This window comes from Amycolatopsis sp. VS8301801F10, from assembly GCF_046195355.1.
Taxonomy (GTDB): Bacteria; Actinomycetota; Actinomycetes; order Mycobacteriales; family Pseudonocardiaceae; genus Amycolatopsis.
Genome location: NZ_CP176065.1, coordinates 7,016,443 through 7,031,201 on the forward strand (window position 1 = coordinate 7,016,443; position 14,759 = coordinate 7,031,201).

Annotated in this window: 13 protein-coding genes; 2 read left to right on the plus strand and 11 right to left on the minus strand. The window is 68.3% G+C overall.

Annotated elements, in window-relative coordinates:
- Positions 1–43 precede the first annotated feature (43 nt).
- Entirely contained in the window at positions 44–901 is an 858-nt protein-coding gene (locus F9C11_RS32120) for an LLM class flavin-dependent oxidoreductase (protein ID WP_409181106.1), read from the plus strand.
- Positions 902–949: 48 nt separating this feature from the next.
- On the opposite strand, the gene F9C11_RS32125 is transcribed toward F9C11_RS32120, so the two are convergent.
- Genes F9C11_RS32125 through F9C11_RS32170 form a run of 10 tightly spaced genes read right to left on the minus strand, consistent with a single transcriptional unit; the run spans position 950 to position 11,513 of the window.
- On the minus strand, positions 950–1,720 hold the full coding sequence (locus F9C11_RS32125; RefSeq protein ID WP_409181107.1) for an Asp/Glu racemase: 771 nt from the start codon (positions 1,718–1,720) through the stop codon (positions 950–952).
- Complete coding sequence (locus tag F9C11_RS32130; RefSeq protein ID WP_409181108.1) at positions 1,717–2,763, minus strand: leucyl aminopeptidase; 1,047 nt, start codon at positions 2,761–2,763, stop codon at positions 1,717–1,719. The genes F9C11_RS32125 and F9C11_RS32130 overlap by 4 nt, the downstream gene beginning before the upstream one ends.
- A gap of 57 nt (positions 2,764–2,820) precedes the next feature.
- Positions 2,821–3,663 (minus strand): alpha/beta fold hydrolase, encoded by an 843-nt coding sequence (locus tag F9C11_RS32135; protein ID WP_409181109.1) that lies wholly within the window; start codon positions 3,661–3,663, stop codon positions 2,821–2,823.
- Positions 3,664–3,673: 10 nt separating this feature from the next.
- Positions 3,674–4,333 carry an isochorismatase family protein gene (locus F9C11_RS32140; RefSeq protein ID WP_409181110.1) on the minus strand — a complete coding sequence of 220 codons (660 nt, stop codon included), beginning with the start codon at positions 4,331–4,333 and terminating at the stop codon, positions 3,674–3,676.
- Positions 4,320–4,961 (minus strand): SRPBCC family protein, encoded by a 642-nt coding sequence (locus F9C11_RS32145; protein WP_409181111.1) that lies wholly within the window; start codon positions 4,959–4,961, stop codon positions 4,320–4,322. Before F9C11_RS32145 ends, F9C11_RS32140 begins: the two co-directional genes overlap by 14 nt.
- Entirely contained in the window at positions 4,958–5,464 is a 507-nt protein-coding gene (locus F9C11_RS32150; RefSeq protein ID WP_409181112.1) for a (2Fe-2S)-binding protein, read from the minus strand. Before F9C11_RS32150 ends, F9C11_RS32145 begins: the two co-directional genes overlap by 4 nt.
- The gene (locus F9C11_RS32155; protein WP_409181113.1) at positions 5,461–7,854 is read right to left on the minus strand and encodes a xanthine dehydrogenase family protein molybdopterin-binding subunit; all 2,394 of its coding nucleotides are present in this window, start codon (positions 7,852–7,854) and stop codon (positions 5,461–5,463) included. The genes F9C11_RS32150 and F9C11_RS32155 overlap by 4 nt, the downstream gene beginning before the upstream one ends.
- A complete protein-coding gene (locus F9C11_RS32160; RefSeq protein ID WP_409181114.1) occupies positions 7,854–8,783 on the minus strand; it encodes an FAD binding domain-containing protein in 930 nt (309 codons plus the stop codon). Before F9C11_RS32160 ends, F9C11_RS32155 begins: the two co-directional genes overlap by 1 nt.
- A 25-nt stretch (positions 8,784–8,808) precedes the next feature.
- Positions 8,809–10,203: an MFS transporter gene (locus F9C11_RS32165; RefSeq protein ID WP_409181115.1), complete on the minus strand. Its 1,395-nt coding sequence runs from the start codon at positions 10,201–10,203 to the stop codon at positions 8,809–8,811.
- Between the two features lie 41 nt (positions 10,204–10,244).
- A complete protein-coding gene (locus F9C11_RS32170) occupies positions 10,245–11,513 on the minus strand; it encodes an FAD-dependent monooxygenase (RefSeq protein ID WP_409181116.1) in 1,269 nt (422 codons plus the stop codon).
- A 1,312-nt stretch (positions 11,514–12,825) separates the two neighbouring features.
- On the opposite strand from F9C11_RS32170, the gene F9C11_RS32175 reads away from it, so the two are divergent.
- Positions 12,826–13,485, plus strand: coding sequence for a hypothetical protein (locus tag F9C11_RS32175; RefSeq protein WP_409181117.1), 660 nt, complete (start codon positions 12,826–12,828; stop codon positions 13,483–13,485).
- Between the two features lie 51 nt (positions 13,486–13,536).
- Here the strand turns inward: F9C11_RS32175 and F9C11_RS32180 are convergent, their stop codons facing one another.
- A complete protein-coding gene (locus F9C11_RS32180) occupies positions 13,537–14,112 on the minus strand; it encodes a hypothetical protein (RefSeq protein ID WP_409181118.1) in 576 nt (191 codons plus the stop codon).
- Positions 14,113–14,759 lie beyond the last annotated feature (647 nt).

The window sequence follows — 14,759 nt, forward strand, 5'->3', positions numbered from 1 at the left end:
CCGTCCGGTAATCATGTCGTCATGACACGATTTCGGGCCGCCGATGCCTGACTACGGCCACGACCTCCAGTTCGGCGTCATCCTCCTGCCGGAAGCCGCCAGTCCCGGCCGGGTGACCAGGCTCGCCGAGGCCGCCGACACCGCTGGGCTCGACCTGCTCAGCGTCCCCGACCACCCGTACCGGCCGGACCTGCTCGACGCGTGGACCGTCCTGAGCGTCGTCGCGGCGCGCACCGAACGGCTGCGCGTGTTCCCCAACGTCGCGAACCTGCCGCTACGCCCGCCGGCGGTGCTCGCGCGCTCGGCCGCGAGTCTCGACCTGCTCAGCGGCGGCCGCACCCAACTCGCCCTCGGCGCCGGCGCGTACTGGGACGACATCGCCGCGCAGGGCGGCCCGCGGTATCCGCCCGGCGAAGCCTTCGCCGCGCTCACGGAAGCGATCGCCGTCGTCCGTGCACTGTGGACACCCGGGCCGCCCGCCACGGTGCCCGGGTCCCACCATCGGCTGACCGGCAGTCCGCCCGGCCCGTTTCCGGTGCACCGCATGGAAATCTGGCTGGGCGCGCTCGGCCCGCGGATGCTCCGGCTGATCGGCCGCGCCGCGGACGGCTGGCTGCCGAGCATGACCCGCATCCCGCCGGACCGCCTGCCCGCCGCGAACGCGCTGATCGACGAGGCGGCCCGGAAAGCCGGCCGCTCCCCCAGCGAGATCCGGCGGCTGTACAACCTGCCGGGGATTCCGTCCGGCAGCAGCTCCGAGTGGGCCGAGCAGCTTGCCGAACTGGCCCTCACGCACGGGATGAGCGCGTTTCTCCTGTCAGTGGACTCCGTCGACGCGATCCGGTTGTTCGCCCGGGAAGTCGCGCCGCGGGTCCGGGAGCTGGCGGTCGCCCGGCGGTAAAAACGCAGCGAACCCCGAGGGCCGACGCCGCCCTCGGGGTTCCGCGGATCAGGCAGCCCGCGCCGCCGAAACCTTCCCGCTCAGCAAATGCCCCGCGTCCGGCACCTCCGGCCGCAGCCCCAGCTCGCTGAGAATCCGGAAGGTCGTCGCCGTGGCCGCCGACAGCACCGGGATCCCCACCGCGTCCTGCACCGGCTGGATCGACGGCAGCGACGGCATCTGCACGCACGCCGACAGCACCAGCGCGTCCGCCCGCGAAAGGTCCAGTTTCCGGTAGTGCGCCAGCAGATCCGCCGGGTCCAGCCGCGCTACCGCCAGATTGTCCGGCACCTCCAGCGAGAGCGAATCGACCACCTCGACGCCCGCGTCCTCCAGGTACTCGATCACCGCCTGGGTCAACGGCTTCAGATACGGCGTGACGATCGCGACCCGCTTCGCCTCCAACGCGGCGATGCCGGACAGCAGCGCACCCGCCGACGAAACCACCGGCGCGTCCGAGCCTTCCGCGCGCAATGCCGAAGTGATCGACTCCTCGGCGGTGCAGTGATAACCGGGCCCCTGCGCCATGATCGCGACCAGGCACGCGGTCGCGACGACGCCCGGTCGCGCGTCGGCCAGTTCCGTCGCCGCGCGTTCCGCCTGGGCGTTCATCGCGCGCAGCTGTTCCGGCGTCACGTGCTGCATCCGCGCGCGGGCGGAGTGGAAGACGAACCGGTCCTCCGGGTATCGCTCCTCGCGGGCGCGCAGCATCCGCGGCAGTTCGGTTTCCATGGTCAGGTTCGAGCTCGGGACGATCATCCCGATGTGGTGGTCGGTCATCGCTTCGCCGCCGGGCGCATGTCCTTCACGGTCAGCTCGCCCGCGTCGACGATCAGCTCGTCGTCGAGGTACAGGCTGTTGCCGCGCATCGGGATGTCGAAGTGGCACGCCGTGTCGTTCGGGCCGCCGAGTTCGTTGTTCGGGCCGATCGAGAACATCACGTTGCCGTAGAAGCTGCGCAGCTCCATGCCCATGCCGCCGGGGAACTGGGTCAGGCCGTGCCAGTGCGCCCGCTCGTCGAGGCCCCAGCCGACGTGCGACATGCCGTAGCCGCGCGGGTCGTGGAAGGACTCGATGTAGCTGCGCAGCAGGTCGGCGTCGAGCCCGGACGAGCCCGCGCCGCCGCGGATGTCCTGGATGAAACCCTTTTCGATGGTCAGTTCGACCGGCGTCTGCACGTAGGTGTTGAACGGAAGCAGCACGTCGCCGGGCGCGAGCACGATCTTGCCGTCCACGCCGTCGTCGGAACCGCCGGTGAACACGAACGCCGCGGGCCAGTGGTCCCAGCGGCCCGGCTGGTCGGTGTAGCCGTACTCGCTCATCGTCGGATACACGCCCAGCTGGTAGGTCACGTCCGTCCCGTGCGGACTGGTGATCCGCATGGTCTTGGCCTTGGCCAGCAGCTCCGCGCCGATCTCGACGCGCTCGCGCAGTTCCTTCGTCGGCATCAGCCGGGCGAGCAGCTCCGGCGGCTCAACCGCGGTCAGGATCCGCGTTCCGGCGGCCTGAATGGCGAACTGCTCCTCGCTGAACAGCAGGAACGTGCAGTCCACGACCATGTCCGCGGCCTTCAGCGCCTCGACGGCGAGCGGCAGCTGGTCCAGGCCGGACTGCCCGACCGCCCACGCGCCGGACGCGCTCGCCGGCGACGGCAGCCGCAGGTGGTAGGTCGCCGCGCCGAGTTGCTGAGCGGCCCAGAGGAAGGCGTCCGCGTACTCGGCGCGTTCGTGGCCGCGCGTCAGCACGACGACCGTCTCCCCCTCGTGCACGCCGGAAAAAGTCAGCTGGCGCAAGCAGATGTCGTTGAACAGGTTCTGGTCCATGGCGACCTCCTTGATTGTCCGAATACGGATTATCCGAGTACGAAAAAGCCGCCCCGGCTAGCGAGCGAGCAGGTCCTTCAGCGCCGAGCGCAGCGCCTGCAGGGCGGGCAGGGGCTCGTCCCAGAAGATCATGTGCCCGGCACCCGCCACGGGCGCCAGCTGATGTGCCGATTTCTCCAGCACCGCGACATCCGCCGGGGTCACCACCGGGCTCTCCGCGCCGTACACCAGCACGGCGGGTCCGGGCAGATTTTCCCACAGCGGAAGGAATTCCTCGGATTCGAAGCCGGCGTGCGTGGCCGCGATCGCGGAGCGAGAGCACGAAGCGAGCCAGCGAGCGCGCAGTTCCTGCTCCCGGCGCGGCCATCGCGGCCACGAGGCGGCGACCTCGTCCGCACTGGTCCCCCGTTGCGCTTGGTCCAGTTGCGATTCGAAGACCGCCAGCGAGGTCGGGTACGGCCGTCCGGGGCCGCTCATCGGCGGATCGGCGAGGACAGTGCCCGCGATCCGGCCGGACAGCGCGGCTTTGGCCGCGATCCGCGCGCCCATCGAGTGGCCGAACAGCAGCGGAGCGGACAGGTTCAACTGGTCGATAACCGCCTCGACGTCCGCGGCGTACGCGTCGAGGTCGTAGCCGGGCCCGTCGTCGGACAGGCCGCGGCCGCGGATGTCCAGCACCAGCGGGCGGACCAGGTCGGTCAGCTCGCGGGCGACGAAGTCCATGGTGATCGCCGGGCTGGTGATCCCGGGCAGGACCACGAGCGGGACGCCGTCGGCCGGGCCGTAGTCGAGGACGTGCAGCCGGACGGAACCGGAGCGCACCCAGACGCTTTGCGCCGGGACGTCCGCCAGTTCGGCGAGCGCGGGCTGGTTCAGCACCCGGGCGGAAACGGAAGACATGCGGGAACTCCTAGCGGGCCTTGGCGAGCAGCGCGACGCCCTCGCTCAGCCCGATGACGTCGGCGTATTTCGCTTGCAGGTCAAAGAGAGCGGCGTCGTGCGGTCCACGCGCGCGGTCGCCGCAGGCTTCGCGGACGACGAGCGTGTTGAATCCGGACTGGACCGCGTCGACGGCGGTGGCTCGCACGCAACCCGAGGTGGTCGCACCGCAGATCAGCACGGTGTCCGCGCCGAGGCCGGTGAGCAGCGCGGCGAGACCCGTGCCGTGGAACGCGGACGCGCCCTTCTTGACGATCAGCTGGTCGGTGTCGTGCCGTTCCAACCGCGGATCGAGCGCGACTTCGGCGCTTCCGTCGCGCAGGCCGCGCATGCCGGGAGCCTTGCGCAGCCACGCGATCGCGTCGCCGTCCGCCTCGGCAGGGGTGTAGCTGATCGCGGTGTACACGACCGGGGCCCCGCTCTCGCGGGCGGCCCGGACCAGCGCGCCGGCGGCTTCGACTTCCGCGGAAAGGTCTGCGCCAGAAGGGAATTCCGGTTCGGTGAAGCCGCGGGTCAGGTCGACCACGACCAGCACCGGCGCGGTTCCTCTCGGCACCGCGGCGCCGAAACCCGCGCGGGCGTAGGTCTGGTCGGTCTCTGCGCCGTGCAGTCCGTTCTCAGGAGCGTTCACGCAGCAGCTCCTTGATCAGTTTGTGCTGCGACCGGACCCGGCCGAGCAGCCAGCCCTGGAACAGCCCGAGCACGCCCGCCGCGACGACGGGGAGATACCGCTTCGCGTTGGGCGGCACCAGCATCGCCAGGCCGTCGAGCGAATCCGCGGCGGGGGCGGTTTCGGCCGGTTCCGGTGCGGTGCCGCCGTTTTCCAGCAGCGCACCGAGATTCTCCGCGAACTGCTGCAGGATCCGGTTCGACACCGTGCTGATCGCGCCCTTGCCGAACTGCGCGATCTTGCCCCGCACCACGAGATCCGTGTGCAGGTTCAGCGACGAGCCCTTCGGCCCGGGCGCCAGGGTCAGCGTGACGTCCGCTTCCGCGTCGCCGTTGCCGTGGCTGTCCGCTCCCCGCGCCGACAGCCGCAGCCGCCGCTCGCCCTCGGCGATCTCGGTGAACCGGACCTTGCCCGCGTACGCGGCGCTGACCGGGCCGACCTTGAACTTGACCTTGCCGAGGTAGGACTCGCCGTCCCGGCCCTCCAGCACCGCGCCGGGCAGGCAGCCCGCGACCCGCTCGACGTCGTTGAGCAGCGCGAACACCGTGTCCGGATCGCCGGGAAGGTCAAGGGTGTTCTCGAGAATCATCGGACCGCGTCCTCTTTCCTGCCGGACTCGGCGCACCGCTTCGCGGCGGTCGCCTCGATAGCGTCCACAATGGTCTGATATCCGGTGCAGCGGCACAGGTTCGCCGACACCGTTTCCCGGATCTCCTCGCGCGTCGGAGCCGGTTCCTGAGCGAGGAACCCCTCGGCGAGCATGAGAAAACCGGGCGTGCAGAACCCGCACTGCAGGCCGTGGTGCTCGGAAAACGCCTGCTGCAGATCGTTCGGCTCCTCCGGGGTGCCGAGGTCCTCGACGGTCCGGATCGCGCAGCCTTCCGCCTGCACGGCGTACATCAGGCAGGCGCGCACCGGTTCGCCGTCGGCCAGGATCGTGCACGCGCCGCACACGCCGTGCTCGCAGCCGGCGTGCGTGCCGGTGAGGCCCACGTGGTGGCGCAGCACGTCGAGCAGCGTCCAGCGCGGTTCGACGAGCAGTTCGTGCTCCTCGCCGTTGACGGTCAGGACGATCAGCTGTTTGTCGGTCATGCGCCGGTACCCGCTTTCTCCCGGTCGGCCGCGCTCAGCGCGGCGAGGACGGACTCGGGGTGGATCGGGGTCTGCTCCAGCTGGACCCCGGTGCGCCAGAGGAGGTCGTTGACCGCGTTCAGCACCGCCGCGGGCGCGCCGATCGTGCCGCCCTCCCCGGCTCCCTTCGCGCCGCTTTCGGTGAAGGCGCAAGGGGTTTCGAGGTGGTCGACGGTGATGTCGGGGATCTCCGCGGCGGTCGGGACGAGGTAGTCGATGAAGCTCGCCGCCGACGGTTCGCCGTTCTCGGCGTAGGTGACCTCCTCGAACAACGCGCCGGCGATGCCCTGCGCGATGCCGCCGCGCGCCTGTCCGTCGACCACCTTCGGGTTGATCACCACGCCGCAGTCCTCGACGCAGGCGTAGCGGAGGATTTTCACCTGCCCGGTGCCCGGGTCGGCCTCGACCACCACCGCGTGGGTGGCGTTCGAGAACGTGCCGTCGCCGGGGACGTCGAACGCCGCGGTGGCGGTGAGCGTCGGCTCGGCTTCCTTGGGCAGCAGGTGGCTGCGCAGGTACGCGACGTCGGCGATCTCCTCGAAGGAAAGCCGCCGGCTGGGGTCGTCGAGCTGGATCACTCCGCCGTCGCCGTCGAGGCCGACGTTCTCGACGCGGGTGTCCATCAGGTGCGCCGCGATGAGGCAGAGCTGCTCGCCCAGCCGGGTAGCCGCGGTCGCCACCGCGGAGCCGCCGATGGTCACCGACCGCGACGCGAAAGTGCCCCAGCCGTAGGGAATCCGTTCGGTGTCGCCTTGACGCAGTTTGACCTTGGCGAGGTCGACGCCGAGCCGTTCCGCGACGATCTGCGCGAACGTCGTCTCGTGCGACTGCCCGTGGCTGACCGTGCCGCTGGTGACCACGATCGAACCGGTGAGGTCCATCCGGATCTCGCTCACGTCGAATCCCGGGACGACGGTCATCTTCCGCTTCGCGAACGCCTCCGAACCGTAGCCGGTGCGCTCGGAGAAACAGCTGTAGCCGATTCCGATGTGCGGGTTCTTCTCGCGCAGGTCGTACCAGCCCTCGTCGCGAAGTATCTTTTCGCCTAGTTCCAGAGATTCCAGGTAGCTGCCGGGATCGTAGGTGACCTGGTTGACGCCGGTGTACGGAAACTCGGTGATCACGTTGCGGCGGCGGATCTCCACCGGGTCGAGCCCGAGCTTCCGCGCGGCCAGGTCCATGATCCGCTCCATCACCATCACGTACTGCGGACGGCTGACCCCGCGATACGGTGCGGTCGGCGCTTTGTTGCTGGCGATCGCCCTCGCCCGCACGCGATAGGCCGGAACCTGGTACACCGACGGCATTTCCGCTGCCGCCATCAACGGTTCGATGCCGACGGTGAACGGATAGCACGAGTACGCGCCCATGTCGCAGACGATGTCGGACTCCAGCGCGGTCAGCTGGCCGTCCGGCGCGAACGCGGCGCGGGTGCGGTACCGCTGCTCGCGCGCGAGGAACCCGGACGCGAGCGCTTCGCTGCGGTCTTCGATCCACTTCACCGGACGCCGCAACCGTTTCGCCGCCGCCGCGACCGCGATTTCCTCCCTTCCCACCACGCATTTCTGCCCGAAGCCGCCGCCCATGTCCGGGACCACCACGCGCACCGAACGCTCCGGAATCCGCAGCGAACGCGCCAGCACGGTGCGCACCTGGTGCGGCACCTGGCTGCACGTCTGGACGAGAAGCTGCTCGTCGCGGTCGTCCCAGGACGCCACCGCGCCGCGGGTTTCCAGCGGCAACGCGTTCTGCCGGCCGCTGCGGGTGACCAGCTCGATCACGCACCCGTCCGCGAACGCTTCGTCCACCCCCGGGGTGTCGAACGCGGTGACGTCGAGGAGCACGTTGCTCGGCGCGTCCTCGTGCACCAGCGGAGCGTTCTCGGCGAGCGCGGTCTCCTCGGATACCACGGCGTCGAGGACCTCGTAACTCACCTGCGCGGCCTCGATGCCGTCCTCGACCGCGTACGGATCCTTCGCGACGACCAGTGCGATCGGCTCGCCGACGAACCGCACTTTGCCGCGCGCCAGGATCGGCATCGTGGTCGGGGTGAACTCCTCGGGCGGGCGGTCCAGCAATGCGACCATGTCGCCGAGCTGGAGGTCTTCCGCCGAGTACGCTGCCACGACGCCGTCGACCTCGCGGACCGCACTGAGGTCGAGCCCGGTGATCTTGCCGTGCGCGACGGTCGCCCGCACGAACCCGGCGTGCAGCAGACCGGGAAGACGGATGTCGTCGACGAACCGTCCCCGGCCAGTGACCAGCCGCGGATCCTCGCGCCGCCGCACGGACGCGCCGATCCACTTGCCGCCCCGACCGTCGAACCGGGGTTCCTCGGGGTTGCTCGCCATCACCGACCACCCCCCTGCCAACCCTGGCCTCCCGCCGCCGCGGCCTCGGATCCGCTCGTCCCCTTTTCCCAAGCCTGGCCCAAACTCCGCGCCACCAACGTTCTCGTCAACGCCCTCCGATAGTCCGCGCTCCCCTGCGCGTCGCTCCGCGGCTCGATCGCCTCCGCCGCCGCCCGGCCGCACTCGGCGAACAACTCCGGTTCCGGCGCGCCGTCCGCCAGCACCGCCTCCGCCTCCGGGATCCGCAACGGCGCGGGCGCGACCCCGCCGAGCACCACCCGGCCGCCTTCCAGCGACCCGTCCGCGCGGGCTTCGAGCGACACCGCCGCCGCGACCGTCGCGAAATCCCCGGCACGCCGGGAAAACTCGGTCAACGCGGCCTTCGGCGCCGCCCGGGTGAACCGGATCTCGGTGACGACCTCGTCCGCCTCCACCGCGGTCGCGTAGAAGCCGTAGAACATCTCCCCGGCCGGAATCTCCCGGCGGCCGTTCGGACCCTCCGCGACGATCACCGCGTCCAGCAGCAGCGCGAGCATGCACCACTCCGCCGTGGCGTCGCCGTGCACGAGACTGCCGCCGACCGTGCCGCGGGACCGGATCGGGAGGTGCCCGACGTACCGCATCGCCTCCGACAGCACCGCGAAACCGGGGCCGAGCCGGGCCAATTCGACCTGGCGGTGCGTCGTCATCGCGCCGACGGCCAGCGCGGAACCGGCGTGCGCGATGTCGGTCATCCCCGGCAGGTCCCGCAGCCGTCCGAGGTCGACCAGGTCGCTCGGGCGGGCCAGGCGGAAGCTCATCATCGGCATCAGGCTCTGCCCGCCCGCGATCGCTTTCGGCTCCCGGCCTCGTCCGGCGAGGTCGGAAAGCAGGCCGACGGCGTCGGCGACGTCGTGCGCCCGATGGTAGGCGAACGCGGCGGGCTTCATGCGATTTCCTTTCTGCGGCGGCGGATCAGACCGCGTCCAGTTCGGACTGATGCGGCTCGGGCGAGGTCTCGCCGTCGATCCGGTCCAGCTCCCGGCCCCGGGTTTCCGGCGCGCAGAAGACCATGAACACCACGGCCCCGACGACGAGCAGGCCGAGCAGCGCGAACGTCAGCGGCAGCCCCAGCACCGGCCACAGCACGCTGCCGAACAGCAACGGCGCGAACCCGGTGACCGCCCGGCTGGACGACGAGGCCCAGCCGAAGCCCGACGCGCGCAGCTCCGTCGGGTACAGCTCGGACACGAAGGCGTACATCACCGGGATCACGATGAGCGAGAACAGCCCGAACGCGCCGATCGCCACCACCGCGGCCCCGGCCGAGCCGAGCACCAGCGAGAAAATCACCAGCGTGACCGCGGCCAGCGGCCCGGCCGCGGCGATCACCCGCTTGCGGCCGATGCGGTCCACCAGCAGCACCGCCACCACGACCCCGACGATGCCGAGTGCGTTCATCAAAGTGGTCGAAGCGAACGCCGCGATCTCGCCGAACCCCTGTGCCTTGAGGATCGATGGCATCCAGCTGAGCGCGGCGTAGTACACCAGCATCACGGTGATGAAAAGCGCCCAGGCCACCCCGGTGACCTTCGGGTTGTACGCCCAGACCCGGCGCAGCTGGTCGACCGCCGCGAACACCCCGCCACCGCGCTTGTCCTCCTGAATCGCCGGCGGAATCCGGTACGGCTCCTTCGGCGCGCCGGTACGCTCGACGAGATCGTCGATGACCAGCCGCGCTTCCGCCTCGCGTCCCTTGCGCACCAGATACAACGGCGATTCCGGGACCCCGCGCCGCGCCCAGAACAACAGCACCGCGGGAAGGATCATCAGCACCAGCATCCACCGCCAGTTCCCGGAAACCGGAACCAGCAGCGTCGCGGACGCCCCCGCCAGCGTCGTGCCGACCGGCCACCAACCGTCCATTGCGGACAGTACGCGCCCGCGCTGCTTGCGCGGCGAGAATTCGCTGACAATGGCGTAATCCACCGGAATGCACCCGCCGAGCCCGACTCCGGCGAGGAACCGCAGCAGCAGGAACACCTCGATATTCGGCGACAGCGCCGCGAAGACCGAGAAAAACGCGAACAGCAGCAACGTAATGCTGAAAGCCCGCTTGCGGCCGATCCGGTCCGCGACCGTCCCCCAGGCGACCGCCCCCACCGCCATGCCGATCAGATTGGCGGTAGCGACAAACCCCCGCTGCGTGGCCGACAGCCCGAATTCCGTGCCGACCAAGGGGGTGAGGAATCCGTTGAGCGCCACGTCCCAGGCGTCGAACATGTAGCCGAGCCCGCCGATGAGGAAGATCTTGCCCTGGACGCGCCAGCGCCACGGCAAGTCTTGGACCACCTGGTCTCCGGTACGCATAGCCTTTGCTCCTTTGCGAAGTCTGCGTGTGCCGTTTCGTGCTATCGGGCGAACTGGTAGTGAATCGATTCGTTGTCCGGGTCGTTGAGCGGGGTTCCGTTCCACAGCCAGTCGTAGGACACATCGGACTCGCCGACGAAGCTCCGCAGCTTTTCGTCGCGCTCGCGCTGCTCCGGGCCGTCCGGCAGGTGGTAGAAACTCATGTTCCGCAGGGACGCGTCCTGCACCATCCCCGCGTGCTTGGCGCGCCGGTGCACATACCGGGCCAACGCGCTGTCGATCCCCTCGCGAGTCGCCTGCCCCAGCTCCTCCGCGAGAACCGCCCCGTCCTCCATCGCCTGCGACGCCCCTTGCGCCTGGTACGGAAGCATTGCGTGACAAGCATCCCCGAGCAACGCGACGCGCCCGTCGACCCACACCGGATCGCGCCGCCGCCGGTACATCGCCCAGACCGAAACGTCGTCCTTGGCCTTCGACAGCATCATCGGCACGCGGTCGTCCCAATCGGAATACTCGGCCGCGAGCTGCTCCGCGCTGGCGGGCGCGCTCCAGTTCTTCTCGACGTCCTCCGTGCACGGCACGATCGCCACCACGTTGAGGTACTCGCCGCCGCGGATCATGTAGTGCACCAGATGCTTGTCCGGGCCATACCAGATCGTAGAATGGTAACGGTCGACCAGGAAGCGGGTAGCCGGATCCGCCGCGATCGAATCGCCCGGAATCAACGCCCGATACGCCATCTCGCCGGAAAACGCGAGCGTGTCGTCGAATCCGGCGAGATCCCTTACCGCGGACCGAATCCCGTCCGCGCCCACGACGACGTCGCCCTCGAACCGCCGCCCGTCCTCGGTGATCACCGCAGGCCTCTCGGGATTCCCGCGATCGAGATCGACAACCTTGGCCGCAGTAGCCACCTTCACCACCGGCCCGGCCCCGTCGGGGTCCACACACGCCCGCAGCAAGACGGAATGCAAATCCGCCCGGTGGTAATGCCAATACGGCGCCCCGTACTTGTCGACGACCCGCTGCCCGAGCGGCAACTGCGCGATAATGCTCCCGTCGGCCCACCGCCGCCGAACCTGATCCTGAGGCTCGCACCGCACCTTCTGCAACTCGGCCCGCAACCCAAGCCCAATCAGAATCCGGCTGGCATTGGGAGCCGTCTGAATCCCGGCCCCGATCTCCCCGAGCTGCGGCGCCGCCTCGACCACGGTGACCCGCAACCCGCGCTGCCGCAACGACAAGGCGGCACAAAGCCCGCCCAACCCGCCTCCGGCGACCACTACCTCGAAAGACTGACTCGCCGCCACCTGCTCGACCTCCTACCCGCTAGCCGCCTCCGCCCGCCCGTCACCCGGACGCGGTTAATCCGAACACGGATTATCCGAACACGCAATAGTCCGGCGGGATTTTCGTGCCAAGAGGAGACTTCGGCAGCGGTGGGCGCCGGGGCAGTCACCGAACGAGGCGATGCGGCACTTCAGACCGCGCCGCAGTGGGGCGAGACCGATGCGGCAGCGACTGCTACTCGGCCGGATTGATTGATACAGCAGGACCGACGCCACGCCACTTCGCTCGCCCCGGGCTGACACACCACCCCACTCCGCGCGCAAAAGCGCGGTGAACGTCCTTTCACGCGCGTTCGCGCGGTACGACGTGCGGCAGGTCTCTCAGGAGAAGTTCCTGGAGTACCTCGACAAGGAGGAGCGAGGCATGTCGTCCTCCACGATCGAAAGCCGCATGGTGTACATGCGGCAGATCATGCGCTTCGCCCAGGCCAAGGGCTATGTCGAGAAGGGCTGCGCCAACGGAATTGAGGTCGCGGTCGAGCAGCGGATTCTCACCGATCAGGGCCTGTGTCTCCTGACCGACTACGTGCCGTTCTGGTTCTACGCGGCTGCCTGCTCGCCTTTGACTGCGGCCTGCGCGCCGCCGAGGTCGCAGGTCTTCGCCGGATGCGGCTCGACCTCGACGCAAAGGTGCCGCAGGTCACGGTCCGGGATGTCATGGAGCCCGACAAGACGTTGCGGTCCTACCCCAAGGGAAGGTCACGCAAGTGATGTCGTTGACGCCGCGGTGCGTCGAGGCTCCCCGGGCCCTCCAGGAGTCGCGGCCGGACGACGCCTCGGCGATTTCGTCTTCCGAAACCTCAACGGGACCTTGCTCTCGCCCATCGACACGCTCCAACTCACAGAGGCGGAACGACCGAGGCACCACGCGCCTCGCGCTGGAACGTGTCGAGGATGCGACCGGCGTGTCGAGGACTGGAGTAGTTGCCGACGGGCGGTCTGGCCAAACGCCCGGTCACAATCCCTGGCACGGCGAAAACCACAGCATCGCCGTCGGGCTCGACCTTGACGCAGCGCGCGCCACCCACGGCCACGGAGGCGCAACGACGGCCGTGTTCATCGACTGAAGTTTCGGGGGCGGACACCACTGGCCGGGTACCCGGCAGTTTGATGCGTAGCCGGAATCGCTCGTGCCCAGGTGACGTGCTCATGCGCCAGTCCGGTGCGGCTGGCATGGACGGTGATCCTGCTATGGACACGCCTGCCCAGGCGTTCGAACGCGCGCTCGACCTCTCTTGAGCATCCGATCGGCGTGGGGTGCACCATGGTGGGCATGGCCCAAGCTGAACGTCTGTCTCTATCCGATCACGCCTCTCCGGCACTGCCGTTTGTCGCCTATGACCTCTCCGCGTGGAGAGACGAGGGGACGCACTGGGTGCATGACTTGGAGAGGAATCCTGCGGCCGGGATCTGGTTCGGCCACAACTGGGCCGAGGGTTGCGCCGGCCTGCTGGTCGGGACCGTCCCGAAGACATCGTTCGAAGATCGGACCGGACCGCTGGAGTGGGAAGCGCCTGGACGCGCCCTCAGCAAGTTCCTGACTGTCATCGAGCCTTCTCACGTGCCCGAAAACCGCCGCGCAGTGCTTCAGGGCATCCGAGCCCACCTAGACGATCTGGTCGCGGGTATCGACACCTGGCCACCCACACCATGGATTGTCGGCGGGCACAGCCTGCACGCTGCCGTGCTCCACTACGCCGGTGCCTGGCTGGCAGTCACCGGCAAACTGGACGACTCTTACCTCTTCGCCATCGGCGTCGGGATCTCACCCGACTACCTCGACTTTGTCCCGGAGAACGGGCACCGATACTCCCTCGACTTCTCCAAGCCCACCACCGAGGCGGAGTACCGCATCGCAAGCCAAGGCCGAATGCCCACACCCAACCAGTTTCATGCTGACCTTGCCAGGTTCATCCATCCCGGCACCGAATAAGAGGCTGGTCCCGGCTCACGTTCCCATGAGCCGGGACCAGAAGACTCAATTTTACTGAGGGCCGGGATAGGCGTACAACTTCATCGAATGCAGTCGATCGTTGCAACCGCCGGGGAAATTGAACTCCCAAGCGTAACTCCACCTGTGGCAGAGACCCCCATAGTGAGTATCGGTGTAGAGCTCCCCGCCGTTGCACGAATTGAAGGTCTTGATGTGGGTCGCGCCCCGGACGGCATCGTTCGCGGCGCGAAGGTCAGAGAACCCCCATCCGGCAGGATCACAGAACGAATCTGCGTAGATGTCGGTTCGCAGACCGGCCTGGCCTATGGGGTTTTCGAACAGTTGCGCAAGCAGTGTGGACGCCGCAGTCACGGGCAGCTTGGCCCGCACTTCCTTCTCTGTTGAACCGCACACCTTGTGCGTCAGGATAGCTTCCGGCTTCCCGGGAACCTTCTTCACGTACGTTTGTGCACAATAAGTACCGATCGATGAATCGGTCGACCCGAGATCCTGCCCGCCAGCGGATGCCATTGCAGGCGAAATCGTCGACGCCATGGCAAACGCCGCGAAGATGCCTGTTAAGGCAATTGAATCGCGTCGCGCAAAACGTCTTTTCAGCTTGACCACAATTTACTCCCCGTTAAATGTGTGTCACGCACTATTAGAACTTTCGGAAGCCTGTCATGTACAGGCAACACTCTCACCGACAATACAGACATGTGACAAATTTTCGACACTACGGGCACAAGATCACCCTGGTGGCCGCATGCGGGGCAAGTCTGTTTACTGAGGGTCACTTCTGTCGCGGACAGAGAGACCAGCAGGGCTCTACTCAGGCGCGGCGACCACCCGCTTGCTCGGGAATGTCCACGAAGGCCTTCTCCGAGGGTTTGCACCCCCGATGCTCGGTATCTGGATGCTTGAAGCCGGTGCGTGACCGCCGGTTCTGTGCACCGATTGTTGGGCCGGCGCAATGAGCGTTCGAGGTGGGCAATCTACGCCGCATTTATTTCATAGCTTTTCTCGTTCTCTGGCGAAACCAGGCCCATGGCCTCGCACGGCTCTCCCGGGGAATGCAGGGTGCTGGCTCGTGACAGCGCTCGATGCACCGGTCTACTCCCCGGGCAAGCTTGGGCCGAGCTGGCGAACTGGTCGGCCGGTTCGTCCTGCCGGAACTGACTCTGGGCTGGCAACTCCTCGGATGGACCCGCGGACTGGTTCCAGCACGGCGATGGACGCCCGCAGCGCTAGACCGACGAGCAGGCCTGGCTCAC